The sequence below is a fragment of the Krasilnikoviella flava genome, from assembly GCF_900167525.1.
Classification (GTDB): Bacteria; Actinomycetota; Actinomycetes; order Actinomycetales; family Cellulomonadaceae; genus Isoptericola; species Isoptericola flavus.
This window is the reverse complement of sequence record NZ_FUZQ01000006.1, coordinates 55,311-80,815: the sequence shown is the minus strand read 5'-3', so window position 1 is coordinate 80,815 and position 25,505 is coordinate 55,311. Positions and strand designations below refer to the sequence as shown.

At 73.1% G+C, this 25,505-nt stretch carries 21 protein-coding genes; 16 read left to right on the top strand and 5 right to left on the bottom strand.

Annotated elements, in window-relative coordinates; all coding sequences use genetic code 11:
• Positions 1-116: 116 nt before the first annotated feature.
• Positions 117-725: a TetR/AcrR family transcriptional regulator gene (locus B5Y66_RS16470; RefSeq protein ID WP_079575611.1), complete on the bottom strand. Its 609-nt coding sequence runs from the start codon at positions 723-725 to the stop codon at positions 117-119.
• A gap of 271 nt (positions 726-996) precedes the next feature.
• Here B5Y66_RS16470 and B5Y66_RS16465 point away from each other — a divergent pair, with 271 nt between their 5' ends.
• The 3 genes from B5Y66_RS16465 to def all read left to right on the top strand — a co-directional run bounded on the left by B5Y66_RS16465 (position 997) and on the right by def (position 4,568).
• On the top strand, positions 997-2,376 hold the full coding sequence (locus B5Y66_RS16465) for a serine hydrolase domain-containing protein (protein ID WP_176168909.1): 1,380 nt from the start codon (positions 997-999) through the stop codon (positions 2,374-2,376).
• Positions 2,377-2,429: 53 nt separating this feature from the next.
• Positions 2,430-3,599 carry a serine hydrolase domain-containing protein gene (locus tag B5Y66_RS16460; protein ID WP_079575609.1) on the top strand — a complete coding sequence of 390 codons (1,170 nt, stop codon included), beginning with the start codon at positions 2,430-2,432 and terminating at the stop codon, positions 3,597-3,599.
• Positions 3,600-3,881: 282 nt separating this feature from the next.
• Positions 3,882-4,568 carry a peptide deformylase gene (gene def / locus B5Y66_RS16455; RefSeq protein WP_079575608.1) on the top strand — a complete coding sequence of 229 codons (687 nt, stop codon included), beginning with the start codon at positions 3,882-3,884 and terminating at the stop codon, positions 4,566-4,568.
• Between the two features lie 106 nt (positions 4,569-4,674).
• On the opposite strand, the gene B5Y66_RS16450 is transcribed toward def, so the two are convergent.
• Positions 4,675-5,967: an ABC transporter substrate-binding protein gene (locus B5Y66_RS16450; protein WP_079575607.1), complete on the bottom strand. Its 1,293-nt coding sequence runs from the start codon at positions 5,965-5,967 to the stop codon at positions 4,675-4,677.
• A gap of 135 nt (positions 5,968-6,102) precedes the next feature.
• Entirely contained in the window at positions 6,103-6,684 is a 582-nt protein-coding gene (locus B5Y66_RS16445) for an alpha/beta hydrolase family protein (RefSeq protein WP_079575606.1), read from the bottom strand.
• Positions 6,685-6,721: 37 nt separating this feature from the next.
• On the opposite strand from B5Y66_RS16445, the gene B5Y66_RS16440 reads away from it, so the two are divergent.
• The 7 genes from B5Y66_RS16440 (at position 6,722) to B5Y66_RS16410 (ending at position 15,266) form a co-directional block, all read left to right on the top strand.
• Positions 6,722-7,345 carry a pentapeptide repeat-containing protein gene (locus tag B5Y66_RS16440; RefSeq protein ID WP_079575605.1) on the top strand — a complete coding sequence of 208 codons (624 nt, stop codon included), beginning with the start codon at positions 6,722-6,724 and terminating at the stop codon, positions 7,343-7,345.
• A gap of 193 nt (positions 7,346-7,538) precedes the next feature.
• Positions 7,539-8,555: a glycoside hydrolase family 43 protein gene (locus B5Y66_RS16435; protein ID WP_079575604.1), complete on the top strand. Its 1,017-nt coding sequence runs from the start codon at positions 7,539-7,541 to the stop codon at positions 8,553-8,555.
• On the top strand, positions 8,555-9,880 hold the full coding sequence (locus B5Y66_RS16430; RefSeq protein ID WP_079575603.1) for an oligosaccharide MFS transporter: 1,326 nt from the start codon (positions 8,555-8,557) through the stop codon (positions 9,878-9,880). Before B5Y66_RS16435 ends, B5Y66_RS16430 begins: the two co-directional genes overlap by 1 nt.
• A 75-nt stretch (positions 9,881-9,955) precedes the next feature.
• Positions 9,956-10,426 (top strand): hypothetical protein, encoded by a 471-nt coding sequence (locus tag B5Y66_RS22325; RefSeq protein WP_139820940.1) that lies wholly within the window; start codon positions 9,956-9,958, stop codon positions 10,424-10,426.
• 121 nt (positions 10,427-10,547) lie between these two features.
• The gene (locus B5Y66_RS16420; protein WP_217700833.1) at positions 10,548-12,584 is read left to right on the top strand and encodes an ABC1 kinase family protein; all 2,037 of its coding nucleotides are present in this window, start codon (positions 10,548-10,550) and stop codon (positions 12,582-12,584) included.
• A 17-nt stretch (positions 12,585-12,601) separates the two neighbouring features.
• Positions 12,602-14,005 (top strand): cystathionine beta-synthase, encoded by a 1,404-nt coding sequence (locus B5Y66_RS16415; protein WP_079575600.1) that lies wholly within the window; start codon positions 12,602-12,604, stop codon positions 14,003-14,005.
• Positions 14,006-14,030: 25 nt separating this feature from the next.
• Positions 14,031-15,266 (top strand): cystathionine gamma-synthase, encoded by a 1,236-nt coding sequence (locus B5Y66_RS16410; protein ID WP_079575599.1) that lies wholly within the window; start codon positions 14,031-14,033, stop codon positions 15,264-15,266.
• Positions 15,267-15,285: 19 nt separating this feature from the next.
• On the opposite strand, the gene B5Y66_RS16405 is transcribed toward B5Y66_RS16410, so the two are convergent.
• Together B5Y66_RS16405 and B5Y66_RS22595 are read right to left on the bottom strand one after the other, a co-directional pair.
• Positions 15,286-16,164 carry a universal stress protein gene (locus tag B5Y66_RS16405; RefSeq protein WP_079575598.1) on the bottom strand — a complete coding sequence of 293 codons (879 nt, stop codon included), beginning with the start codon at positions 16,162-16,164 and terminating at the stop codon, positions 15,286-15,288.
• Positions 16,165-16,310: 146 nt separating this feature from the next.
• Positions 16,311-17,009, bottom strand: a complete 699-nt coding sequence (locus B5Y66_RS22595) for a hypothetical protein (protein WP_245807178.1) — start codon at positions 17,007-17,009, stop codon at positions 16,311-16,313.
• A 217-nt stretch (positions 17,010-17,226) separates the two neighbouring features.
• Here B5Y66_RS22595 and B5Y66_RS16395 point away from each other — a divergent pair, with 217 nt between their 5' ends.
• The 6 genes from B5Y66_RS16395 (at position 17,227) to B5Y66_RS16370 (ending at position 25,501) form a co-directional block, all read left to right on the top strand.
• The gene (locus B5Y66_RS16395; protein WP_079575597.1) at positions 17,227-19,794 is read left to right on the top strand and encodes an ATP-dependent Clp protease ATP-binding subunit; all 2,568 of its coding nucleotides are present in this window, start codon (positions 17,227-17,229) and stop codon (positions 19,792-19,794) included.
• Between the two features lie 464 nt (positions 19,795-20,258).
• The gene (locus B5Y66_RS16390) at positions 20,259-21,374 is read left to right on the top strand and encodes an ABC transporter substrate-binding protein (protein ID WP_079575596.1); all 1,116 of its coding nucleotides are present in this window, start codon (positions 20,259-20,261) and stop codon (positions 21,372-21,374) included.
• Positions 21,371-22,279, top strand: coding sequence for an ABC transporter permease (locus B5Y66_RS16385; RefSeq protein WP_079575595.1), 909 nt, complete (start codon positions 21,371-21,373; stop codon positions 22,277-22,279). Before B5Y66_RS16390 ends, B5Y66_RS16385 begins: the two co-directional genes overlap by 4 nt.
• A complete protein-coding gene (locus B5Y66_RS16380; protein ID WP_079575594.1) occupies positions 22,255-23,025 on the top strand; it encodes an ABC transporter ATP-binding protein in 771 nt (256 codons plus the stop codon). Before B5Y66_RS16385 ends, B5Y66_RS16380 begins: the two co-directional genes overlap by 25 nt.
• On the top strand, positions 23,022-24,419 hold the full coding sequence (locus tag B5Y66_RS16375; protein WP_079575593.1) for an LLM class flavin-dependent oxidoreductase: 1,398 nt from the start codon (positions 23,022-23,024) through the stop codon (positions 24,417-24,419). Before B5Y66_RS16380 ends, B5Y66_RS16375 begins: the two co-directional genes overlap by 4 nt.
• Positions 24,416-25,501 (top strand): LLM class flavin-dependent oxidoreductase, encoded by a 1,086-nt coding sequence (locus tag B5Y66_RS16370; protein ID WP_079575592.1) that lies wholly within the window; start codon positions 24,416-24,418, stop codon positions 25,499-25,501. Before B5Y66_RS16375 ends, B5Y66_RS16370 begins: the two co-directional genes overlap by 4 nt.
• The last annotated feature ends 4 nt before the right edge of the window (positions 25,502-25,505 follow it).

Below are 25,505 nucleotides of genomic sequence, written 5' to 3'. Positions count from 1 at the left end.
CGCGTCGGACCACGAGCGGATTCGCCGGGGGCGGACGTCCCCCTGAGGTATGACGCGGCTCAGGGGTGAACTGGAGCCGAGGCGATGCAGGGGATGCGCCTAGCACCATCATGGCGTCAGGACGGGGGAGCGAAGGATCGCAGGACATGGTCGACGAGCACCCGGAGCTCGTCGGCGTCCTGCAGCGTCCCCTGGTGAAGCAGGAGCCGGTAGTAGAGCGGTGCGTAGAGCAGCTCGATGAGCAGATCTGGGTCGGCGTCCGAGCGGATCTGTCCCGCGTCGCGGGCCTTGAGCAGCCGGCGGCGTGCGTCGTCGACCCGCGGGCCGAACAGGTCGTCGACGAGGCCGTGCGCGAGCCGGGGGTCGTGGTGCGTGTCGGCGATCAGCCCGACGAGAGCCCGGCCGACGCGTCGGTCGGACAGCAGTCCGCGGACGAGTCCGCCCATCTGCACGACCAGGTCCTCGCGCAGGTCCCCGCTGTCAGGGAAGTCGGCCGCAGGGTTCGCGGCGTCATTGAGGGCCTCGAGCACGACCGCGCCCTTCGATGGCCACCACCGGTAGATGGTCTTCTTGCTGACCCCGGCCCGCGCGGCGATCGCCTCCACCGTCACGGGCCCGTATCCGTGCTGCGCGCACAGGTCCAGGCTCGCGTCCAGGATCGCGCGGCGGCTCGACTCGCTACGCCGTCGATGGGGGGGCTGTGCCGGTGCGTTCTGGTCGGGCATGCCGTCGATCCTAAGGGAAACGATACGGAGCGTGTTGACAACGTCTCGCGTCGGGACGATACTCCACTCTCAATGGAAACGCGTCGTGTCGTTTCTCGGTCTCTCGGTGCCACGCAAGGAGTCGATCGTGACGAATCAGGCCCACGCTCCGAGCGTTGCTCGGCGCGGTGGCACCGAGCAGGGTCGGCCCACGCCGAGCCGGCGGTCCCAAGCCGCCGTCGGTGTGCTGCCACGGACGACACCTGCCGCCGCAGGCGTGTCCTCCCAGGCGATGACGGCCCTGCTAGACCGGCTCGAGCGAGACTCCGTCGCGTGCCACTCGCTCATGGTCGTCCGCAACGGCAGCGTGGTCGCCGAGGGTTGGTGGGCCCCCTATGCGGCCGAGCGGCCGCACCTGCTCTACTCGCTGACCAAGTCGTTCACCGCGATCGCCGTGGGACTCGCCGTGGGCGACGGGTTGCTCTCCCTCGACGACCGGCTGGTGGACGTGCTGCCCGACCACGTGCCAACCGGCGTCACCGAGCAGGGACGCCGGCTCACCGTGCACCACCTGCTGTCCATGACGACCGGGCACGGAGGGGACAGTCTCGCCGAGGCCTGGGCACTGGAGCCGGACGACCTGACCAGGGGATTCCTGCGTGTGCCGTTCGTCGCCGTCGAAGGAACCCGGCACGACTACGACAACGCCACCACCTACGTCCTGGCCCGAATGGTCGAGCGCGTCACCGGCCGGGGCCTGCCCGAGCTCCTCGACGAGCGCATCTTCGAACCGATGGGTATCGAGCATGCCGAGTGGGACCGGGTGGCCAGCGGTGCCGCCTTCGGGTTCCACGGCTTGCACCTGACGACGGAGGCCGTCGCCGCCTTCGGTGAGCTGCTGCTGCGTGGCGGCCGCTGGGGCGACCGTCAGCTCGTCGCGCGCGAGTGGGTGGACCTCGCGACCCGACGCCACGTCGAGACGCATCAGGTCGAAGGCTGGTCGGACAACCCCGACACGCGGCAGGGCTACGGCTACCAGTTCTGGATGTCGCGCCACGGGTACCGGGGCGAGGGCTCCTTCGGCCAGGTGTGCCTGGTCGTCCCGGCGCACGATCTCGTGGTCGTCGTGACCAGCGCCCTCGGGCACGGAGGCGAGGCCCTGCTCGACCCGATCTGGGAGTGCCTCCTGCCCGGCCTGGACCTGGCTGACGGCCCCGAGGACGACGGCGCCCTCGCCGAGCGTCTGCGCCGGCTCGCGTTCGCCCCGCCGACGGGCACGGTCGACGCCGGGCGCACGGCCACGGCACGGCTCGACGCCTCCGCCGAGGGCTCGGCACTGCCCGAGGGGGCCTCGGTGGTCGTCCGGCCCGCGGGCGGAGGCTGGATCGTGCGGCTCGGGTCGTCGCTCGGCGTCCAGGTCGACGTCGACGTCGGCTACAGCGTGTGGCGGGAGAGCGCGCCGCTCGGCCGCCCGGTCGTCGCGGCGGGGGCCTGGCAGGGGGACATGTTCGTCGCCGACCTGTACGTCATCACCACGCCCCACCGGGTGCGCGTGGTGGCCGACGCCCACGCCGGCACCGCGACCGCGACCTGGAATCTCGTCCCACTGACCGGGCCCGACCTGGCGCTGCACCTGCGGTCGCCGCTCATGACGCGACCTGACGTCGCCTAGCCGGGCTCACGCCGCCATCCACCACCTCCGTCGACCAGATGAGGAGCATCACCATGACGAACCCGACGAACCAGGTCCTTGCGCCGAGCGACCACGGGGGAGACGGCACCGGGCACGACCGACCCGCCCTGCGCCGCGCGCTCCATGAGATCGCCGACGCCGGGTTCACCGGCTTTCAGCTGCGCGTCAACGATTCCCGAGGCGAATGGGTCGCCAGCGCCGGGGCGAGCGTGCTGGGCGAGCCAGCCCCACCGTCCCCGGACGGACACATCCGGATCGGGAGCAACACGAAGACCTTTGTCGCGGCGACGGTGCTGCAGCTGGTCGCCGAGGGCGTCGTCGTGCTCGACGCTCCCGCCGCCGACTACCTGCCCGACCTCGGGATCGACCCCCGGATCACGGTACGGATGCTGCTGCAGCACACCAGCGGCGTCTTCAACTTCACCGGCGAGATCTATGGACCGGACGCCGACGTGGAGGGCGTCCCTTTCAACGGGATGATCCTTGTGCCGGGGATTCCCTGGCAGGGCAGGGAGTGGGTCGACTCCCGGTTCACGCGCTACGCGACCGAGGACCTGGTCCGCCTGGCGCTGTCCAGGCCGGCCCGCTTCGAGCCCGGCGCGGACTGGAGCTACTCCAACACCAACTACGCACTGGCGCGGCTGATCATCGAGGCGGTGAGCGGACGCACCCTCGCCGAGGAGATGCACCGGCTCGTCCTGTCCCCGCTCGGGCTCACGCAGACCCAGGTGCCGGACACCGCCTCGATCCCCGAGCCGCACGCACACGCCTACTACCGGTACGAGGACGGCGGCCAGCAGACGACGGTCGACGTGACCGCGCAGGACCCCTCCTGGATCTCCAGCGGCGGCGACATGATCTCCACCACCCGGGACCTCCACCTCTTCATCTCCGGCCTGACGAGCGGCAGGCTCCTGCCCGCACCCCTGCTCGCGGAGATGCTGACGCCGCACGCGCCGGTCGGGTACGGGCTCGGGGTGTTCGTCCAAGGGACCGGCCATGGCGCCGTCGTCTTCCACAACGGCGGCATCGCCGGCCACGGCGCGCTCATGTACAGCTCGCTCGACGGCGCCACGACCCTGACCGCCGGGCTGAACTACGTGGACGACGCCGCGCAGTCCCTGGGGGCCGCGTTCCAGGCGGCCACGCAGCGTCTCGTCACCGAGGTGTTCGGCGACCCGTCTGCCGCGTCCGCCGGCTGAGGTCCCCGGCGGCACCCCGGACCGGGCAGCCCCCCGCACGGAGGGCCTCGGCGCGCGGGCGGCCCTCGCCGCGGTGCCGAGGTCCGCCACGAACGCGGCGAAGGCGTCGTCCCACTCGGCGCGTCGCGCAGGCGGAGCAGGGCCGACGGGTGGGTGGCCACGATGACGCGGGGCCGCATCGCGGCTGGCTCGGCCTCCAGCCAGCGCACGCGCACGTACGCGACGGCGGGGCGATCGCGCGAGCGGGGCACGGGTACCTCCGAGCTCACCTAGGCTTCGCCCATGGCTTGGAGCTTCGGTCGACGTCGGCCCACCACGTACCTGCTGGGTGAGCCGGTGGACCCGTACCCGGCTCAGGCGCCCGAGGCGGCGCGCGGCCGCGTGCTGCGGATCACGGAGATCGGCGAGCCCGTGCTGCACGCCCCCGCCGCGACGGTCGAGGAGCTCTCCACCCCCGAGCTCGCGCGCCTGATCGACGACATGTTCGCCACGATGGAGAACGCCGAGGGCGTGGGCCTCGCGGCGCCGCAGGTCGGCGTCGGGATCCGGCTGTTCGTCTACGACGTCACCGACGAGCGCGGGGACCGGCACGTGGGCCACGTCGTCAACCCCGTGCTCGAGATGGACCTCGACGCCGAGCCCGAGACGGAGGACGAGGGCTGCCTGTCCGTGCCCGGCGCCTACGAGCCGCTGGAGCGGCCCGGCGGCGCCACCGTGCGCGGCGTCGACCAGCACGGCGGCCCGGTGCAGCTGTCCGGGAGCGGGTTCCTGGCGCGGGCCTTCATCCACGAGGCGCAGCACCTGGACGGCACCCTGTACTGGGACCACCTGTCACCCGAGCTGCAGGCCGACGCGCTGCGGCAGCGGGACGAGGAGCGGCCGGACATCCTCGCCGGGCGGCACGAGCTGGCCGTCGAGCTGGGCAAGAAGCCCGCCGCCTACCCGGCCGAGCCCGCGGGCGGCCGCTGAGTCGCCGACTCGACGGTCGAGCCCGCCGTGACCACACCGCTGGTCGAGCCTGTCGAAACCCAGGACGGGTCGCGACAGGCCCGACCGGCACGTGATCAGCGGTGCGTCAGCCCAGCATCCCCGGCGCGATGGAGAAGAACTCCCTGACGCCGTCGTCGAGGCTCGTCGAGCCGAACCCGATGTCCTGCGCGATGCGGGTGAACTCCACCTCGACGGCGCCGGCACCCTCGGGCGGCGGCGGGGGAGTGTCGCCCGCCACCTCGGACAGCTGCTCCCAGTACTCGAGGATCTGCTGGTCGAGGCCCTCCGTCTCCAGAGCGTCGAGCGCCGGCTGGGAGATCGGGGCGCCGCGCGACAGACCGAACTCCTTGCTCACCTCGGGGTCGTTGGCGATGAAGTCGATGAACTTCGCCGCCTCCTCGGGGTGCTCCGAGTTCGCCGACATCGACAGCTCGAGCGACGGCTTGAGGTACAGGCCGCGGTTGCCGGCGTCGTCGGCCGGCGGGAGCGTCATGGTGAACTCGCCGCCCGCGCTGCCCTCCGAGAAGCGCACCAGGAAGTTGTAGAAGCTGAGCTCGCTGGCGGTGACGCCGGAGCCCAGCACGTCCGCGCCGTTGAGCTGCTCCTGGCGCTTCGGGTCGATGAACCCGTCATCCTCGAAGAGCGGCGTCGCGCGCTCCCACCACGCGGTGAGGTCGGCCTCGGTGAAGCCGAGCGCGCCGTCCGCGGTGTAGAGCGACTTGCCCTGCTGCGCGAGCCAGATCTCGAACACCGTCCAGATCTGCGTGTACTGCGTCGAGCCGCTCACCTGCGGGTCGTGGTCCGCGCCGGCCTTCCCGACCTGCGACAGGACGGCGTCGTACTCGTCCCAGGTGAGGTCGCCCTCGGGCACGTCGACCCCGAGCTCCTTCATCAGACCCGTGTTGAAGAAGTTCGCGATGCCGCCCGTGCTGGTCGGGATACCGACGAGCTTGCCGTCCACCTTGGCGGCCGGCATCACCGTCTCCGGGAACGTGGAGATGTCGATCGTGCCGTCCTCGACGAACTCGTCGAGCGGGGCGACCTGTCCGGTGCCGCCGTACTGCGACAGATAGGTCACGTCCATCTGGAACACGTCCGGGAGGCTGCCGCTCGCCGCCTCCGTGTTCCGCGCCGTCCAGTAGTCGGCGAACGACGCGTACGACGACTGGACGGTGACGTGCGGGTTCTTGTCCTCGTACAGGTCGATCGCCTTCTCGTACCGCTCGGCGCGCGACGCGTCGCCCCACCACGCGAACGTGAGGGTGACGTCCTCGTCGCCCCCGCCCGCACCGGTGCCGCCGCTGCAGGCGCCGAGCGCCGCCAGGGCGCCGACGGCGAGGATCGCGACGCCAGGGCGTCGGAGCTTTCTCGTGGACATGAGGGCCTCCTTGCACACATGTGCCGTCGGTCGACGGTCGTGACGGGACAGATGCTGGCAGGAAGACGCTCGTGCCGAGCGCGAGCGGACAAAAACGCGCTTCGGTGGACACGCGGACCCGGCACGGCCGGTGGGTCAGAGCGTGCGCACCCAGTCCGCGACGGCGGCTGCGACGTCGTCGTCCTTGCCCCGCACGTCGTGCGCGCCGGCCAGGGTGACCGTCGTGACGGGGCCCGGGATGGCCGCCGCATGCTCGGCCAGCTCGTCCGGGCTGCCGAACGGGTCGCGGTCGCCGGCGACGAACAGCACCGGCACGGCGATGTCCGGGAAGTGCTCGACGCGCAGCCGCTCGGGCTTCCCCGGCGGGTGCAGCGGGTAGCTGAGCAGCACGAGCCCCGCCGCGGGCAGGCCCTCGGCCACCGCCATCGAGCACATCCGCCCGCCGTACGACCGGCCGCCCAGCAGCAGCGCGTCGGTGCCCACGCCGAGCTCGCCGGCGAACCGGGCGGCCTCCGCGCGCAGGTGCGCGACCGCCACGGGCGGGCGGTCCGGCATCCGCTTGCCCGCCAGCCGGTACGGGAAGTCGACCCGCTCGGTGACCAGCGGCGGGTCCAGCGCCGCGAGCCGCCGCTCCACCGCCACGAGCGTGTGGTGGTCGCGGCTCGCCCCCGCGCCGGGGGTCAGGATCAGGCCTCGGGGCGTCGTCGTGTCGGGCACGGGTCCAGTGTCGCAAGCCGCCGGTAGCGTCGGGAGGATGAGCGATGTCGAGCGAGGTTCCGGGCCGGGCGCCATCGAGCCGGGCAGCAGCGTGCGGGGCGAGGACTGGTACGGGCTGGACCTGTCCGGCGTGACGCTGGAGCGCGTGGAGCTCGTGGAGGTCGACCTCACCGAGGTCACGGCCATCGGCGCCACGTTCGAGGAGTGCACGTTCCGCGGGGTGCGGTTCAACGCGTCGGTGTGGAGGGACTCCGCGTTCACGGGGTGCACGTTCAGCCGCGCCAATCTGTTCGACGCGTCGTTCGAGGGCTGCAAGCTCGTGGGCTCCCGTTTCGACGACTGTCGGTTCGACCTGTTCCGTGCCGAGCGCGGCGACTGGTCGTTCGTGACGCTGCACCGGGCGGCCCTGGACGGCGTGCACCTCGAGGGGCTGCGGATGCGGGAGGCCGACCTCGTGGGCGCCCGGCTGTCCGGGGCCACGGTGATCGGGGTCGATCTGTCCGGCGCTGAGCTGGCCGACGTCGACCTGCGCGGGGCGGTGCTGCGCGGCACCGACCTGTCGGCGCTCGACCCGCGCGCGGCCCGCCTGACGGGCGCCGTCGTCGACCCGGCGCAGGCGGTCGTCGTCGCCGAGTCGCTGGGGCTCGTCGTCACGCCCTGAGGCCCGGGTGGTGACGGGGCTCGCGTGGGCCTCGTCACACCGTGCTGCCTTCGTTCCTGGTCATGGCGCCGCTCCGGGCGCGGACGTCGTGGACGTCACGTCGACCACTGGTTTACATCGTTTACATTTTCGGTGGAGCAGCGCTCGATGCGCTCTGCCGGACCAGTGCAGGACACCGGAGGAAGAGACACCAATGACGGACCAGGTCACGATCAACCCGATCGTGCTGCAGCGCGCCGACCCGTGCGTGCTCCGGCACGAGGGGACCTATTACTTCACCGGCTCCCACCCGCGGTACGACCGCATCGTGCTTCGCCGCGCGGACCGCCTCGAGGACCTGCAGGCGGCCGAGGAGGTGACCGTCTGGACCAAGCACGCCACCGGTCCGCAGTCACAGCTCATCTGGGCCCCGGAGATCCACCGGGTGGACGGCGCCTGGTACATCTACTACGCCGCGGCCCCCGTCGACCACGGCACCGTCGACGCACCGAGCGAGAACGAGACGTTCAACCATCGCATCTTCGTGCTGGAGAACACCGCCGAGGACCCGTTCGACGGCGAGTGGGTGGAGCGTGGCCAGGTCGACACCGGCTGGGAGTCGTTCGCCCTGGACGCCACCAGCGTCGTGATCGACGGCGCGCAGTACCTGGTCTGGGCGCAGCAGGACCTCACCGTGCGCGGCCACTCCAACCTGTACATCGCCCGGATGTCGACCCCCTGGACGCTCGCCACGCCTGCCGTCGAGCTGACGCGACCGGAGTTCGACTGGGAGATCGAGGGGTTCTGGGTCAACGAGGGCCCGTCGGTCCTGGTGCGCGGCGGGCGCGTCTTCCTCACGTACTCGGGCGCCGCCACCGGCGTCGACTACGCGATGGGCGTGCTCACCGCCGACGCGGACGCCGACCTCCTCGACCCCGCGTCGTGGACCAAGAGCGCGCAGCCGGTCTTCGTCTCCGACCCGTCCGTGGGCCAGTACGGCCCCGGCCACAACTCGTTCACCGAGACGCCCGACGGTGACGCCGTCCTCGTCTACCACGCCCGCACGTACACCGAGATCTCCGGCGACCCGCTGTGGGACCCGAACCGGCACGCCCGCGCCCAGGTGCTGCCCTTCGACGCGGACGGCAGCCCCCTGTGGGGCACGCCCGTGCCCGACACCCGCCCCACCCCCACCTCGACCGAGGTCCTCCCCGCTGACGGAGCCTTCTGATGTCCATCACCACCGCGACCCCCGACGGCGCCACCGCCAAGCCCCGGGCCCGCGACTCCCTGAAGAAGCTCGCCTTCTGGAACTTCGGCGGGCTGTTCTTCTTCTACTTCGCCATCTGGCAGCTCGCGTTCACGTTCCTCAGCCGCTGGCTGGAGACCGAGGCCGGGATGTCGCACGGCAACATCGGTCTGCTCAACTCGGTGATGGCCTTCACGGCGTTCTGCCTGCAGCCGTTCTACGGCTTCATCCAGGACAAGCTCGGCTTCCGCAAGAACCTCTTCGCGTTCGTCGTCCTCGTCGGCGCCATGATGGGGCCGTTCTTCGCGTTCGTGTTCACCCCGATCGTGAACGCGAACCAGGTGCTCGGCGCCGTCGTCGGCGGTGTCTTCCTGTCGCTGACCCTCAACGCGGGCGTCGGGATCGTCGAGACGTTCAACGAGCGCAACGCGCGCGCCAACGGCTTCGAGTACGGGCACGTACGCCTGTTCGGGTCCGTCGCCGGTGCCACCGCGTCCCTCGTCGGCGGCTTCATCTGGGCCTCGAACCCGGACAACATCTGGTGGGCCGGAACCTTCTCCGCGATCGTGCTCGGCGTGCTGCTCTTCGTGGCGCGCACCCCGAAGCCCGGTGAGCCCGGCTACGCGGCGGCGAGCGGCGACGCCGCCGGCGAGGCGCGGACCAAGGTCACGCTCGCGACCGTCAGGCAGCTGCTCACCAACCGGTCGTTCGTCGGTTTCATGGTGCTGATGTTCGGCACCGCGGCGCTCTACGACGTCTTCGACCAGCAGTTCCCGAACTACTTCGCGCAGTTCGTCACCGGCGGCATCGACTCGCAGGTGCTGTTCTCCCGGGTCGTGTTCGTGCAGATCCTGCTCGAAGCGGTCGTCATGATCGCGACGCCGTTCCTCATCAACCGGATCGGCGCCAAGAACGGGCTCCTCCTGTTCGGGTTGGTCCTCGTCGTGCGTGTGCTGGGCTCGGCATTCTTCACCTCGACCGAGATGCTCATCGTCTGGCGGCTGCTCGCCGCGATCGAGATGCCGCTCATGCTCATCTCGGTGATGAAGTACCTGACCCGCATGTTCGACGTCCGGATCTCGGCCACGGCCTACATGCTCGGCTTCAACATGGCCAAGCAGATCGGCATCGTCATCTTCTCCTGGGCGTTCGGTGCCGCCTACGACACGATCGGCTTCGGCAACTCGTACATCGTCATGGGCGTCGTCGTGGTCGTGGTGACCGTCGTCGCGAGCGTCCTGATGCGTGACGACCGCCGTCACGCGCTGTCCGACGGTTCTGCTCCGGAGGCAGTGCCCGACCGCTGACCGCCGCCCTGCGCCACGTGGGGCAGGTCTCGGACTACCTCGGCGGATCGGGGCGAGCGGTGCCAGGGTGGGCGCATGACCGCACCGCTCGTCGTCCGCGCGCTGGCGCTGGGGGTGGCCGCGGGCTCGCGCGCGTCGCTCGGCGTCGCCGCCCCGCTGCTCGGCCCGGTGCCGGCGCACCGGCTGCCCACCCACCGCCTGCGCCGTCCGGCCGGCATGCCGCGCCTGCTCGCGGGTCTCGCCGTCGCCGGTGAGCTCGTCGGGGACAAGCTGCCCACCGCGCCGAGCCGCCTCGACAGCCCCGGCCCGCAGTCACGGGCCGCGAGCGGGGCGCTCGGCGGCCTCCTTCTGGCGCGCCGGCACCATGTCGGCCCGGCGTCCACGGTCGCCGCGCTGGTCGCCGGCGCCGCGGGCGGGGCGGCCGGCACCTTCACGGGCGCGGCCTGGCGGTCGGTGGTCGCGAGCCGGGGGTGGCCGGACCTGCCCGCGGCGCTCGCGGAGGACGTCGTCGCCCTCGGCCTCGCGGCCTGGGCCACCCGCGCCTGACGCCGCCTCGACGGCCGAACATGCAGTTGCGCTCGTTCTGGACGTCGATAACGAGCGCAACCGCATGTTCGGCACGACGGCAGGTGGTCGTGTCCGGGAGAGTGGGCGCCATGGAGCTCACGTGGACGTGGTAGGCGGCGTGGTCGGCGCGATCTTCGCGTTCCTCTCGACGGTGGCGATGCTGGTGCTGCTCGCGTGGACGTCGCGACGCGTGATGGGCGCGCCCGTCGGCTGGATCCGCGCGGCGCTCGTGTCGCTGGTCGCGATCTCGGGCGCGTCGGGCGCGCTCACGAGCGGGCTGCGCGCGGCCGGGTGGTGGAGCGGCGACGGCACGCTCGAGGTGGACCCGTGGGTGGCGCTGGTGGGGATCACCATCGTCTTCTGCTGGGCGTTCGTGCTGGGCCTGTGCGTGCTGCTCGTGCTGGAGCTGCTGGTGCCCACGGGCACCCTGCCCACGCCGTGGCGCGCCGTCCGGCGGCTGCGGCAGGGGCGGCGCGAGACGCGTCGCTACGCGCAGGTCGTGGCGATCGCCGTCCGGCACGGCCTGGGCGGCGCCCTCGGCCGGAACCGGCGGGACGACGCGCGTGCGGCGTCCCGCTCCGACGCGCGCCGCCTCGCCGTCAGCCTGCGCGACACCCTCAGCGACGCGGGCGTCACGTTCGTGAAGTTCGGCCAGATGCTGTCCACCCGCCGCGACCTGCTGCCGGACGCCGTCACGGAGACGCTCGCGACCCTGCAGAGCGACGTGCCCCCGGCGCCGTGGGGCCAGGTGGAGGCCGTCGTCGAGCAGTCGCTCGGCCGGCCCGCGGCCGAGGTCTTCGAGGCCCTCGACCCGGAGCCCCTCGCGTCCGCTTCGGTGGGCCAGGTGCACGCGGCGCGTCTGCTCGACGGGCGCGACGTGGTGGTGAAGGTGCAGCGCCCGGGCGCACGCGAGCAGGTGGCGGTGGACCTCGCGATCCTCGGCAGGCTCGCCCGGCGTCTGGAGAGGGACACCGCGTGGGGGCGCACCCTCGGCGTCGTCGCGCTGGCCGACGGCTTCGCGGCCTCGCTGCGCGAGGAGCTCGACTACGCGGTCGAGGCGGAGAACACGCGCGCGCTGCGCACCGCCCTCGACGTCACGACGCACGACGGCGCGTCGTCGGGCCCCCTGGTCGTGGTGCCCGACGTCGTGGACGGGCCGTCGAGCGACACGCTGCTCGTGCTGGAGCGGCTGGACGGCGTCCCCGTCGGCCAGGCGCAGGCCCTGCTCGCGGGGCTCGACGCGGGGACGCGGACGGCGCTCGCGGACCGGCTGCTGAGCGCCGCGCTCGACCAGCTGCTCGTGGCGGGCACGTTCCACGCCGACCTGCACCCGGGCAACGTGCTCGTGCTGGCCGACGGCGGCCTCGGCCTGCTGGACATGGGGTCGGTCGGGAGGCTCGGCGAGCCCGAGCGCATCGCCCTCGGCGCACTGCTGCTGGCGATCGACGGCGACGACGCCATCGCCGCCACCGACGCGCTGCTCGAGCTGCTCGACGCCCCGCCCGGCCTGGACGCGCGGCGCCTCGAGCGCGAGGTGGGGCAGCTCGTGCTCCGGTTCCGCGCGGGAGCCGGCGCGGGTGCGGCGTTCGCCGGGCTCGTGCGCCTGGTGACGTCGTCGGGGATCGCGGTGCCGCCGCAGGTCGCGGCCGCGTTCCGCACGTTCGCGTCGCTGGAGGGCACGCTCGGCCTGCTCAGCCCCGGCTACGACCTCGTCTCGGGCGCCCGCGACCACGGCCGCCCGCTGCTCGGCCGGCTCATGACCCCCGAGGCGGTGCGCCGCAAGGCCACGCAGCAGCTGCTCGGCTTCGCGCCGGAGCTGGAGCGCCTGCCGCGGCGGGTCACGCGGCTCGTGCGCGACCTGGAGGAGGGGCGGTTCACCGTCGCCGTCCGCGCGTTCGCCGACCCCGCCGACAGGGCCTTCCTCTCCGGCCTGGTGCAGCAGGTCATCATGACGCTCGTCGCCGTGGGTGCCGTCGTCGGCGCGGTCGTGCTGCTCGTCGCCGACGGCGGACCGATGCTCGCTCCGCAGTTGCCGTGGTTCACGGTGCTCGGGGCCGCGCTGGGGTTCGTCGGCACCGTGCTCGCCGTGCGCGTGCTGGTGCTCGCGTTCCGCGGCACCACGCGCGAGCGCTGGTAGCGCGGCATGATCGGGACATGAGATACGCGGAACACATCTCCGAGCTCGTCGGGCACACCCCGCTCGTGCGGCTCACCCGTGTCACCGAGGGCCTGAGCGCGACGATCCTCGCGAAGGTCGAGTACGTGAATCCCGGCGGCTCGGTCAAGGACCGCATCGCGCTGAAGATGATCGAGGCGGCCGAGGCCTCGGGCGAGCTGCGGCCGGGCGGCACGATCGTCGAGCCGACGTCGGGCAACACCGGCGTGGGCCTCGCGCTCGTCGCGCAGCGCAAGGGTTACGACTGCGTCTTCGTCTGCCCGGACAAGGTGAGCGAGGACAAGCGCGACGTGCTGCGGGCGTACGGGGCGCGCGTCGTCGTGACCCCCACCGCCGTCCCGCCCGACCATCCGGACTCCTACTACTCGGTGTCCGACCGGCTGGTGCAGGAGATCCCGGGCGCCTGGAAGCCGAACCAGTACGCCAACCCGAACGGTCCGCTGTCGCACTACGAGTCCACCGGCCCCGAGGTGTGGGCGGACACGGACGCGCGGGTGACGCACTTCGTCGCCGGCGTCGGCACGGGCGGCACCATCACGGGCACGGGCCGCTACCTCAAGGAGGTCTCGGCGGGCCGCTCGGAGGGAGGCCCCGTGCGGATCGTCGGCGCCGACCCGGCGGGCTCGGTCTACTCGGGCGGGGACGGGCGCCCCTACCTCGTCGAGGGCGTCGGCGAGGACTTCTGGCCCGCGGCCTACGACCCGCAGGTGCCCGACGAGGTCATCGCCGTGACCGACGCCGACTCCTTCGCGATGACGCGTCGGCTCGCGCGCGAGGAGGGCCTGCTGGTGGGCGGGTCGTGCGGGATGGCCGTCGAGGCGGCGCTGCGGCTGGCGGGCCGTCTCGAGGAGGAGGACGCCGCGGCCGCGGCGGACGCGGTGATCGTCGTCCTGCTGCCCGACGGCGGTCGCGGCTACCTGTCGAAGATCTTCTCCGACACGTGGATGCGGTCGTACGGGTTCCTGCCCGACGAGGAGGGCGTCACCGCGGGCGACATCCTGCGCGCCAAGGACGGGCGGCTGCCCGACCTCGTGCACACGCACCCGAGCGAGACCGTGCGCGACGCGATCGAGATCCTGCGCGAGTACGGCGTCTCGCAGATGCCGGTCGTCGGCGCCGAGCCTCCCGTGAAGATCGGGGAGGTGGCGGGCGCCGTCACCGAGCGGGCGCTGCTCGACGCCGTGTTCTCCGGCCGCGCCTCCCTCGCCGACCGCGTCGACGCGCACATGGAGCCACGTCTGCCGCTCATCGGCGCCGGCGAGGGCGTCGACGCCGTGCGGTCCGCGCTCACCGCAGCCGACGCGCTCCTCGTCGTCGAGGACGGCGACCCCGTCGGCGTCCTCACCCGGCACGACCTCCTCGGGTTCGTCGCGGGCCGGTGACCACGCCCGTGCGTAGTCTGGCCGGGTGACCACGACGAGCAGCGACCACGGCAGCGAGCACCCGGACTGGACCCGCACCGGCTTCTCGACCCGCGCCATCCATGCCGGTCAGGACCCGGACCCGACGACGGGCGCCGTCGTGCCGCCCATCCACCAGGTGTCCACCTACAAGCAGGACGGCGTGGGCGGGCTGCGGGGCGGGTACGAGTACTCCCGCTCCGCCAACCCGACGCGCACCGCGCTCGAGGAGGCGCTCGCCGCCGCTGAGTCCGGGGGCCTGGACCCGGCGCGCGGGTTCGCGTTCGCCTCCGGGCTGGCCGCGGAGGACACGCTGCTGCGCGCGGTGCTGCGCCCGGGCGACCACGTGGTCGTGCCCGACGACGCGTACGGCGGCACCTACCGGCTCATCGCGCGGGTCTTCGGGCCGTGGGGCGTGGAGCACACGCCGGTCGACCTCGGCGACGTCGAGGCGGTCCGGGCGGCGATCCGTCCCGAGACCCGGGTCGTCTGGGTGGAGACGCCCACCAACCCGCTGCTCGGGGTGAGCGACGTCGCGGCCCTCGCCGAGGTGGCGCACGACGCCGGCGCGCTCCTCGTCGTCGACAACACGTTCGCCACCCCCTACCTGCAGCAGCCGCTCGCGCTCGGCGCGGACGTCGTCGTGCACTCGACGACCAAGTACATCGGCGGGCACAGCGACGTGGTCGGGGGAGCGCTCGTGGTCGCGGCGGGCGCCCGGCTGCCGGGCGGTCTCGAGTCGCCCGCGGGCGGCACGGACGTGGCGGGCGCCGTCGGCTTCCACCAGAACTCCTCGGGCGCCGTCGCCGGACCGTTCGACGCGTGGCTCACGCTGCGCGGGCTCAAGACGCTCGCCGTCCGCATGGACCGCCACCAGGCCAACGCCGCCGCGGTCGCGGACTTCCTCGCCGGGCACCGGGCCGTCACCGCGGTGCTCTACCCGGGCCTCGCGTCGCACCCCGGGCACGACGTCGCCGCCCGCCAGATGCGCGGGTTCGGCGGCATGGTGTCGTTCCGTGCGGGCAGCGAGGAGAAGGCGCTGGCCGTGTGCGCGCAGACGCAGGTCTTCACGCTCGCCGAGTCGCTCGGCGGCGTGGAGTCGCTGATCGAGCACCCGGGCCGCATGACGCACGGCTCGGTGGCGGGCACCTCCCTGGAGGTGCCCGACGACCTCGTGCGCCTCTCCGTCGGGATCGAGGACGTGACGGACCTGGTCGCGGACCTGGAGCAGGCGCTCGCCTGACCGACCTTGGGGGGCGGCGTCAGCCGCGCACGACGGTCACGGGGCAGGGCGCGAAGTCGAGCACCTGCCGGCTCACCGACCCGAGCAGCAGCCGGTCGAAGCCACCGAGGCCGCGCGCGCCGACGACGAGCCGCTCGGCGCCGTGCGCCGCGGCCACGAGCTGCTTGGCGGCCTGGCCGTGCACGACCCGGCGGGTCAGCCGCTCGGGCGGCAGGGTCACGCCGGCGGAGCGCACCGCCTCCGCGAGCGAGTCGGCCGCGAACTTCTCGTAGTCGTCGACGGGCGGCGCCCAGCCCCAGGAGCCGGGCAGCGGGGCCAGCGTGGTGATCTGCCACGCGAAGACGGCGTCGATCGACGCCCCCGTCCGAGCCGCGACCTGGCAGGCGTGCCGCAGCGCGGCGACGCTCGGGGTCGACGTGTCGACGCCGACGACGATGCGCGGCGTCGCCTCGGCGGGCACGTCGTCCTCCGCGGCGCCGTCCGGGTCGCCGTGGCGCACCACCGTGACGGGCACGCCTGCGTGCTCCACGACCGTCGTCGACACCGAGCCGAGCACGGCCCGGCCGAGCCGTCCGCGGCGGCGGCGGCCGAGGACGAGCATGTCGGCGTCGGAGCCGAGCTCGAGCAGCCGGTCCGCCGCCGGCCCGGGAGCCGCCGTGACCGTCCCCTCGACGTCGAGCCCGGTCCGGGCGCGCGCGGCGTCGAGCAGCCCCTGCGCCTCCTCGTGCTCGGGCGCCAGGGCTGCCTCGTGCGCGGCGGCGTCCGCGCCCTTGCCGGCACCCGCGGCGACCATCACCAGCGTGAGCGGCACGGCGGCCGACGCGGCCTCCCGCATCGCCCAGTCCAGGGCCTCGTCCGACTCGGCCGACCCGTTCACCCCGACCACGATGCCGCGCATCGTTCACCCCGACTCTCTCGCCGTGCGTGCCGTCGTCCTCGTCGTGCCGGACGACCTGTCCCTTGGTCTGCAGGATAGGTCGCCGCCCCGCGCCCGTCAGGGCGAGGCGGCGGGGCATCGATCACGCCATCGATCACCCTCCGCCGTCAGGTGTCGGTGGGCGGCGGCGCGTCCTCCGCACCATCGCTGCGACCGGGCCCCGACAGGAGGGCGTCGACGTGCCGGGTCACCACCTCCACCCGGTCGACGAGGTCGGCCGGGCCGGTGACCACCAGGGCGCGGTCGACCGCCGCCACGTACACGGCGGTGGTGTCGCGGGCCGTGACGCGCACGCACTCGGCGTCGTCGCCGTCGACAGCGAACGTCCCCGTGCGCAGCGGGGCCTTGTCCACCTCGGCGACCAGGGCACGCATGGCGCTGCGGTAGTCCTGGAAGGAGTCGGCGAAGTCGGGGGACCCGCCGTCGTGGCCGCCGTCGCCGTCCGGCTCGACGGGTGCGGCGATGTCGGCGTGCAGGGGCGCGGCGAGCGCGCCGCTGCACGCGGCACGCACCACGTCCTCGACGTCGTCGTCCGGGACCCGGGTGCGCAGGGTCTCGACCTCCAGGGCCTCCCCGGTGAAGCTGCGGTAGGCGCGCACGAACCGCTCGCACGTCGGGTCCTCGGAGTCCGAGTGCCCGGTGAGGGCCTCGTCCTCCAGGTCGAGCCCCCAGGTCAGGGGGTCGTGCACCTCGCCGAGGACGCCGGAGAACTGCGCCAGGCGCGCGTCGTCACCGTTCCACGCCCGCGGTCTCGCGTCGTGCCCCGCCCCGCCCGTGGCTCCCGGCTGCTGCTCGAGCTCGTCCATCGGTACCCCCTCGGTGGCGATCCCCGCGGCGACGACCGCCTTCCTCCGAGCGTGGACGCACCTCCCGCGGGTGGCAACGCGGCACGCCGTCACGCCCCTGGCGAACATGGGCTTACCGAGGGGGGCCGGGGAGTTGGGAGCGCATAGAGTCGTAGCGGTCAGGCTGTAGCCGTCAACCGACGGGGTGCAGGAAACGCCGCTCGTGAGGGAGCAGCACATGTTCGAGAGATTTACGGACCGAGCCCGTCGGGTGGTCGTCCTCGCGCAGGAAGAAGCGAGGATGCTCAACCACAACTACATCGGCACCGAGCACATCCTGCTCGGCCTCATCCACGAGGGTGAGGGCGTGGCGGCCAAGGCGCTGGAGTCGCTGGGCATCTCGCTCGACGGCGTCCGCACGCAGGTCACCGAGATCATCGGCGAGGGCCAGCAGGCCCCGAGCGGGCACATCCCGTTCACGCCGCGCGCCAAGAAGGTGCTGGAGCTGTCGCTGCGCGAGGCGCTCCAGCTCGGGCACAACTACATCGGCACCGAGCACATCCTGCTCGGCCTCATCCGCGAGGGCGAGGGCGTCGCCGCCCAGGTGCTCACCAAGATGGGCGCCGACCTCAACAAGGTGCGCCAGCAGGTCATCCAGCTGCTGAGCGGCTACCAGGGCAAGGAGCCCGTGGCCGCCGGCGGCCCGCAGGAGGGGCAGCCGTCCGGCTCCGCCGTCCTCGACCAGTTCGGCCGCAACCTCACCCAGGCCGCGCGCGAGGGCAAGCTCGACCCGGTCATCGGGCGCAGCCAGGAGATCGAGCGGGTCATGCAGGTGCTGAGCCGCCGCACCAAGAACAACCCGGTGCTGATCGGCGAGCCCGGCGTCGGCAAGACGGCCGTCGTCGAGGGCCTCGCGCAGGACATCGTGCGCGGCGACGTGCCCGAGACGCTCAAGGACAAGCAGCTCTACACGCTGGACCTGGGCGCACTCGTGGCGGGCTCGCGCTACCGCGGTGACTTCGAGGAGCGCCTGAAGAAGGTGCTCAAGGAGATCCGTACCCGCGGCGACATCATCCTGTTCATCGACGAGATCCACACGCTCGTCGGGGCAGGCGCCGCCGAGGGCGCGATCGACGCGGCGAGCATCCTCAAGCCGATGCTGGCCCGCGGCGAGCTGCAGACCATCGGCGCGACCACCCTCGACGAGTACCGCAAGTACGTCGAGAAGGACCCGGCGCTGGAGCGCCGCTTCCAGCCGATCCAGGTCAACGAGCCGTCGCTCGAGCACGCCATCGAGATCCTCAAGGGCCTGCGCGACCGCTACGAGGCGCACCACCGCGTGTCCATCACGGACTCCGCGCTGGTCTCCGCCGCGCAGCTCGCGGACCGGTACATCAACGACCGGTACCTGCCGGACAAGGCGATCGACCTGATCGACGAGGCGGGCGCGCGCCTGCGCATCCGCCGCATGACGGCGCCTCCGGAGCTCAAGGCCCTCGACGAGGACATCGCCGAGGCGCGCCGCGACAAGGAGTCGGCGATCGACGAGCAGGACTTCGAGAAGGCCGCCGGGCTGCGGGACAAGGAGAAGCAGCTCACCGCCCAGCGGGCCGACAAGGAGAAGGCCTGGAAGTCGGGTGACCTCGACTCCGTCGCAGAGGTGGACGACGAGCTGATCGCCGAGGTGCTGGCGATGTCGACAGGCATTCCCGTCGTCAAGCTCACCGAGGAGGAGTCCAGCAAGCTCCTGCACATGGAGGACGAGCTGCACAAGCGGGTCGTCGGCCAGGAGACCGCCATCAAGGCGCTGTCCCAGGCGATCCGCCGCACGCGCGCCGGGCTCAAGGACCCGAAGCGCCCCGGTGGCTCGTTCATCTTCGCCGGCCCCACGGGCGTCGGGAAGACGGAGCTGGCCAAGGCGCTCGCCGAGTTCCTCTTCGGGGACGAGGACGCGCTGATCCAGCTCGACATGTCCGAGTTCTCGGAGAAGCACACGGTCTCGCGGCTGTTCGGCTCGCCCCCCGGCTACGTCGGCTACGACGAGGGCGGCCAGCTCACGGAGAAGGTGCGGCGCAAGCCGTTCTCGGTGGTCCTGTTCGACGAGGTGGAGAAGGCGCACGCCGACATCTTCAACTCGCTGCTGCAGGTGCTCGAGGACGGTCGTCTGACCGACTCGCAGGGCCGCGTGGTGGACTTCAAGAACACCGTGATCATCATGACCACGAACCTCGGCACGCGGGACATCGCCAAGGGCGTCCAGACCGGCTTCAACGCCGGCGGCGACCTGGTGACCTCCTACGAGCGCATGAAGGCGAAGGTCAACGAGGAGCTCAAGCAGCACTTCCGGCCGGAGTTCCTCAACCGTGTCGACGACGTGGTGGTGTTCCCGCAGCTCTCGCAGGACGAGATCATCGAGATCGTCGACCTGGAGATCGCCAAGCTGGACAAGCGGATGCGCGACCGGGACATGGGCATCGAGCTCACGCCCGCGGCGAAGCACCTGCTGGCCGAGAAGGGTTATGACCCGGTGCTCGGCGCCCGTCCGCTCAAGCGGGCGATCCAGCGGGAGATCGAGGACACGCTGTCCGAGAAGATCCTGTTCGGCGAGGTCAAGGCGGGCGAGCTGGTGCTCGTCGACGGCGAGGGCGAGGGCATCCTCGGGGAGTTCACCTTCCGCGGGGTGCCGAAGAGCGAGCACGAGCGCGGGCCGGTCTCGGTCGGCGCCGCGGCGGCCCTCGACGCACCGGCCGGCGTCTCGGTGCACGACCTGCCCCCGACCGGCCAGATGCAGGCCGGCGCGGAATGACGCGCTGATCCACTGACCTGACGGTCGACGACAAGGCCCCGGACCCCCTCACAGGGTCCGGGGCCTTCGTCGTGCCCGCCCGGTACTGTCAGGAGCCGTCAGGAACCGGTCATCAGGGTCCTCGTCCTGACGGCGCCCACCGACGGGGGTCGGCGGGTCCGCATCGTGAGACTTTCCGGCGATCTCTCGCGCAGGCCTTGCCAGGCGCCTACCTTCCCCGCATGCACGCCGACGCGAACGGACTACGGTCCCCGGGCACCCGCACCGCGGGGCCCGCCGCGCCGTGCGCCTGCCGGCGCTGTCGGCCCTGTCGTCGCTGTCGCTGAGCCACCCGCGAGCTGAGCAGCCGGCCCGTCGTCGCTGAGCCGCGCCTCCGGCACCACCCCGCTCGAGACCACCGCCCCGTCCGCCGTCGTGCGTGCGGGTGACGTGGCGTACCCCCGCACGCCCCGAGAGGACCCGTCATGCCCCGAACCACCCTCACCCGTCCCGCGCTCGCCGGCCCGACCGCCCGGCACGCCGTGGCCGCCGCCGTCGGCGTCGTCGCGCTGCTGGGCACCGCCGGCTGCGCCGCCGACGCCGCCGCCGACGGCGCCGGCGGCACGCTCGCCGCCTCCGACCCCCTGCCGTCCACGGTGCCCGACGGCACCACGCTCGTCGTCGGCGACCCGACCACCGAGGTCGCGCTCGAGCTGGCCGGCGACGAGATCGAGCACGACCTCTCGTTCGACCTGGAGTGGGCCAACCTGTCGGGCGGGCCGCAGACCATCGAGGCGTTCCGCGCCGAGTCGCTCGACGTCGGCGCGGTCGCGGAGATCCCGCCCATCCACGCCACGTGGACGGGCGTGCCGGTGTCGATCGTCGCCACCCAGTACCGCGAGAACTGGCAGGACGCCCCGGTCTACGAGCTGGCCGGGCGGCCCGGCCTGACGCTGGGTTCCCTCGACGACCTGGCCGGCAAGCGCATCGCGTTCAGCCCCGGCCAGGCGCAGGGCGCGCTGGTGCTCAAGGCGTTGGGCGCGGCAGGGCTGACCCAGGACGACGTCGAGCTCGTCGAGCTGCCCAGCACCGGCGACGTGTACTCCACGGCGCTGGCCGCGGGGGAGGTGGACGTCGCGCCGCTCGGCGGCACCCAGCTGTTCCGCTACCTCACGAAGTACGAGGCGGACGGCGCGCAGTCGGTCAGGCACGGTCTGCGGGACGACGCCGGACACCTCTACGCGCCGAAGGCCGTGCTCGAGGACCCGGCCAAGGCCGCCGCCCTGCACGAGTACGTCGAGGTGTGGGCGAAGGCGAAGGTGTGGGTCGCGGAGCACCCCGAGGAGTGGAAGCAGGGGTACTACGTCGAGCACGAGGGGCTGACCGACGAGGACGCCCAGTACCTCATCGACCACGCCGCGGTGCCGGACATCCCCGCCGACCTCACCGAGGGCATCGCGCGCACGCAGGACACGATCGACCTGCTCTCGACGGAGCTCGGCGAGGACCCGCTCGACGCGGCCGACCTGTTCGACCAGCGGTTCGTCGCGGCGCAGACGGCGGGCGTCGAGGCGCAGCGCGCCGCGGAGGAGGGCCGGTGACCGCGCTCGGCACCGCGACGCGGGCGGGCACGGTGCCCCGCGCCCGGACCTCGACGGAGCCGGCACCGGGCCGCCCGGGCGGGCCGCCCGGCGTCCGCCCCGGCCCCCGGCCCGACGACCGCCCCGCCGGACGACGGCTCGGGCTCGGCCGCCCGGTCCCCGCGGCCGGGCTGGTCGGCGTCGCCGTCCTGGTCGGCGTGTGGGTGGCCGGCTCCGCCTCGGGGCTCATCGACCAGCGGGTGCTCAGCGCGCCGTGGACGGTGGTCACGACGGCCGGCGACCTGATCGCCCAGGGCGACCTGCAGGAGAACCTGGGGGTCTCGCTGACCCGCGCGGCCCTGGGCCTGGCCTGGGGCGTCGCGGCGGGCGTCGTGCTGGCGCTCGCCTCCGGGCTGAGCCGGGTCGGCGACGCGCTGCTCGACGGCCCGATCCAGGTCAAGCGCGCCATCCCGAACCTCGCGCTGCTGCCCCTGCTCATCCTGTGGTTCGGCATCGGCGAGCCGATGAAGGTCATCACCATCGCGCTCGGCGTCTTCATCCCGATCTACCTGCACACGCACAACGGGCTGCGCTCGATCGACTCCCGGTACGTGGAGCTGGCCGAGACCGTGCGGCTGAGCCGGCCGCAATTCGTGCGCCGCGTCGTGCTGCCCGGCGCGCTGCCCGGCTTCCTGCTCGGCCTGCGGTTCGCCGTCACCGGGTCCCTGCTGTCGCTGGTCGTCGTCGAGCAGGTCAACGCCACCGCGGGCATCGGCTACATGATGGAGCTCGCCCGCACCTACGGCCAGACCGAGGTCATCATCGTCGGCCTCGTCGTCTACGGCGTCCTCGGCTTCAGTGCCGACGCCGCCGTCCGCCTGCTGCAGAGGAGGGCGCTCGCATGGCGACGCACGCTGGAGGACTGACCGCCGTCGTCGAGGTTCCCGCCGACGCCCCCGCCGTCGCCGTCCGCGGCCTCGTGCGCGCGTACGGCGAGGACCGGGTGCTGGACGACCTCGACCTGGAGCTCGGCGCGGGGGAGTTCGTCGCGATCCTGGGCCGGAGCGGCTCCGGCAAGTCGACGCTGCTGCGGGCGCTCGCGGGCCTCGACCACGGCGTCGCGGGCACCGGTGAGGTGCGCGTGCCCGACCAGGTGTCCGTCGTGTTCCAGGACTCGCGGCTGCTGCCGTGGGCGCGGGTGCTGGACAACGTCGTCCTCGGTCTCGGCGGCGCGCGGCGTGCTGCGCGCGACGCCGGCCGGGCCGCCCTGGCCGAGGTCGGTCTCGCCGGTCGGGAACTTGCGTGGCCGAACGAGCTGTCCGGCGGCGAGCAGCAGCGGGTCTCCCTGGCCCGGTCGCTGGTGCGCTCGCCGCAGCTGCTGCTGGCGGACGAGCCGTTCGGGGCCCTGGACGCCCTCACCCGCATCCGCATGCACACGCTGCTGCGCGACCTGTACGCCCGGCACCGGCCGGCCGTGCTGCTCGTGACCCACGACGTCGACGAGGCGATCGTGCTCGCCGACCGCGTCGTCGTCCTCGACCGCGGCCGCATCGCGGTCGAGCGCCGCATCGACCTGGGCGGCGCGCGCGACGCCGCCGACCCCCGCTTCGCCGCCATCCGCACCGAGCTGCTCGACGCCCTCGGCGTCGACCGGAAGGACGTGACCGCATGACCCGCGACGCCGCCACCGGGCACCGGCCCGGCCGCTTCCACCTCAACGCGTTCCTCATGAGCACCGGCCACCACGAGGCGTCGTGGCGGCTGCCGGAGAGCTCGCCGGACCACACGTCCACGGACCTCGCCTATCTGCAGCGGCTCGCCCGCACGGCGGAGGACGGCCTGCTGGACTCCGTCTTCTTCGCCGACGGCCCCGGCCTGCGCAGCGACGTCGGGCGCCGCCCCGCCGGGTCGCTCGACCCGCTGATCGTGCTCACCGCGCTCGCCGCCGCGACCGAGCGGATCGGCCTCATCGCGACGGCGTCCACCACCTACAACTCGCCGTACAACCTGGCGCGACGGTTCGCCTCCATCGACATCGTCTCGGGCGGGCGCGCCGGGTGGAACGTCGTGACGACGGCCGGCCCGGACGTCGCGCGCAACTTCGGCCTCGACGACCAGCCCGCGCACGCCGTGCGCTACCAGCGCGCGGCCGAGTTCCTCGACGTCGCGTACAAGCTGTGGGACTCGTGGGACGACGACGCCGTGCTCGGCGACAAGGAGCAGGGCGTCTGGGCGGACGCGAGAAAGATCCACCCGGCCGCGCACGTCGGCGAGCACTTCTCCGTCGCGGGCGCGCTCACCACCCCGCGCAGCCCCCAGGCGCGGCCGCTCATCGTGCAGGCCGGGTCGTCCGAGGACGGCAGGACGCTCGCGGCGCGGTACGCCGAGGCCGTCTTCACGGCGCACCAGACCCTGGGCGACGCCCGGGCCTTCTACGCCGACCTCAAGACGCGGACCGTCGCAGCGGGGCGCGACCCCCAGGGCGTCAAGATCCTGCCCGGCATCGTGCCCGTCCTCGGGTCCACGGAGGCGGAGGCGCTCGCGGCCGAGCGTGAGCTCGACGAGCTCATCGTGCCCGAGTACGCGCGCCGGCAGCTCGCCGCGACCCTGCGCGTCGACCCCGAGGACCTGCCGCTGGACCGGCAGCTGCCCGCCGACCTGCCCGACGAGGACGAGATCGAGGGTGCCAAGAGCCGGTACACGCTGATCGTGGAGCTGGCGCGGCGCGAGCGGTTGACCGTCCGCGAGCTCATCGGCCGCCTCGGCGGCGGGCGCGGGCACCGCACCCTGGCCGGCACGCCCGAGCAGATCGCCGACGCCCTGCAGGAGTGGTACGACGCAGAGGCCGCCGACGGCTTCAACGTCATGCCGGCCGTGCTACCGCGCGGACTGGAGGAGTTCACGGGGCACGTCGTGCCGATCCTGCAGGAGCGCGGGCTGTTCCGCACCGCCTACGAGGGCACCACGCTGCGCGAGCACTACGGGCTCGAGCGGCCCGCGAGCCGGTACCCGTCGTCGACGGCGGGGGCCCGGACCACGGCCGAGCTCGCGGGGGTGGGGGCATGAGCGCCGACGTCCTCTGGTACATCCCCAACCAGGCGCGGCCGGGGCACCGTGGCGACTCCGTGACGGCGGACCACAACAGCCTCGACTCCCTCGCCGAGCAGGCGCTCGCCCTCGAGGAGCACGGCTGGGACGGCGCGCTGCTCGGCACCGGCTGGGGCCGCCCCGACACGTTCACCGTGGCGGCGGCTCTCGCCGCGCGCACCACGACGTTCAACCCGCTGATCGCGATCCGGCCCGGCTACTGGCAGCCCGCGCACCTCGCGTCGGCGGCCGCCACCCTCGATCACCTCACGGGCGGCCGGGTGCGGATCAACATCGTGTCGGGGCAGGACGGCGTCGCGCAGTACGGCGACGACGTCACCGACCGGGCGGCGAGGTACGCCCGCACGCGCGAGTTCCTGCAGCTGGTGCGCCGGCTGTGGACGCAGGACGACGTGACGTTCGACGGCGAGCACTACCGGGCCGCCGGCGCCACGCTGCCGCTGCGGCCCGTCGCCCGGGACGCGCGCCCGCACCCGACGCTCTACTTCGGCGGCGCGTCGCCGGAGGCGGAGGAGGTGGCGGCGGCCGAGGCGGACGTGCAGCTCTTCTGGGGCGAGCCGCTGGACGGCGTCGCCGAGCGGATCGAGCGGCTGCGCGCGCTGAGCGAGCGGGTCGGCCGGGGGCTCGCGCCGCTGCAGTTCGGGCTGCGCGTCACGACCTTCGTCCGCGACACGACCGACGAGGCCTGGCGCGACGCCGAGGCGAAGGTGGCGCAGCTCGCGGAGTCGTCGGGGCGGCAGGGCTGGCGCCGGGACGCCGACCACCGGGCCGCGGACCGGCCCGTCGCCGTGGGGCAGCAGCGACTGCTCGACCTCGCCGCGCGCGGCGACGTGCTCGACGAGAACCTGTACACCGCCCCGGCGCGTGCCGGGGGCGGCGGGGCCGGGACCACGTGGCTGGTGGGCTCGCCGTCCGACGTCGCGAAGTCGCTGCGCCGCTACCAGGACCTCGGCGTCACGCACTTCGTGCTCTCGGACACCCCGTACCTGGACGAGATCCGCCGCCAGGGCGAGCAGCTGCTGCCCCTGCTCCGCGACTGACTCG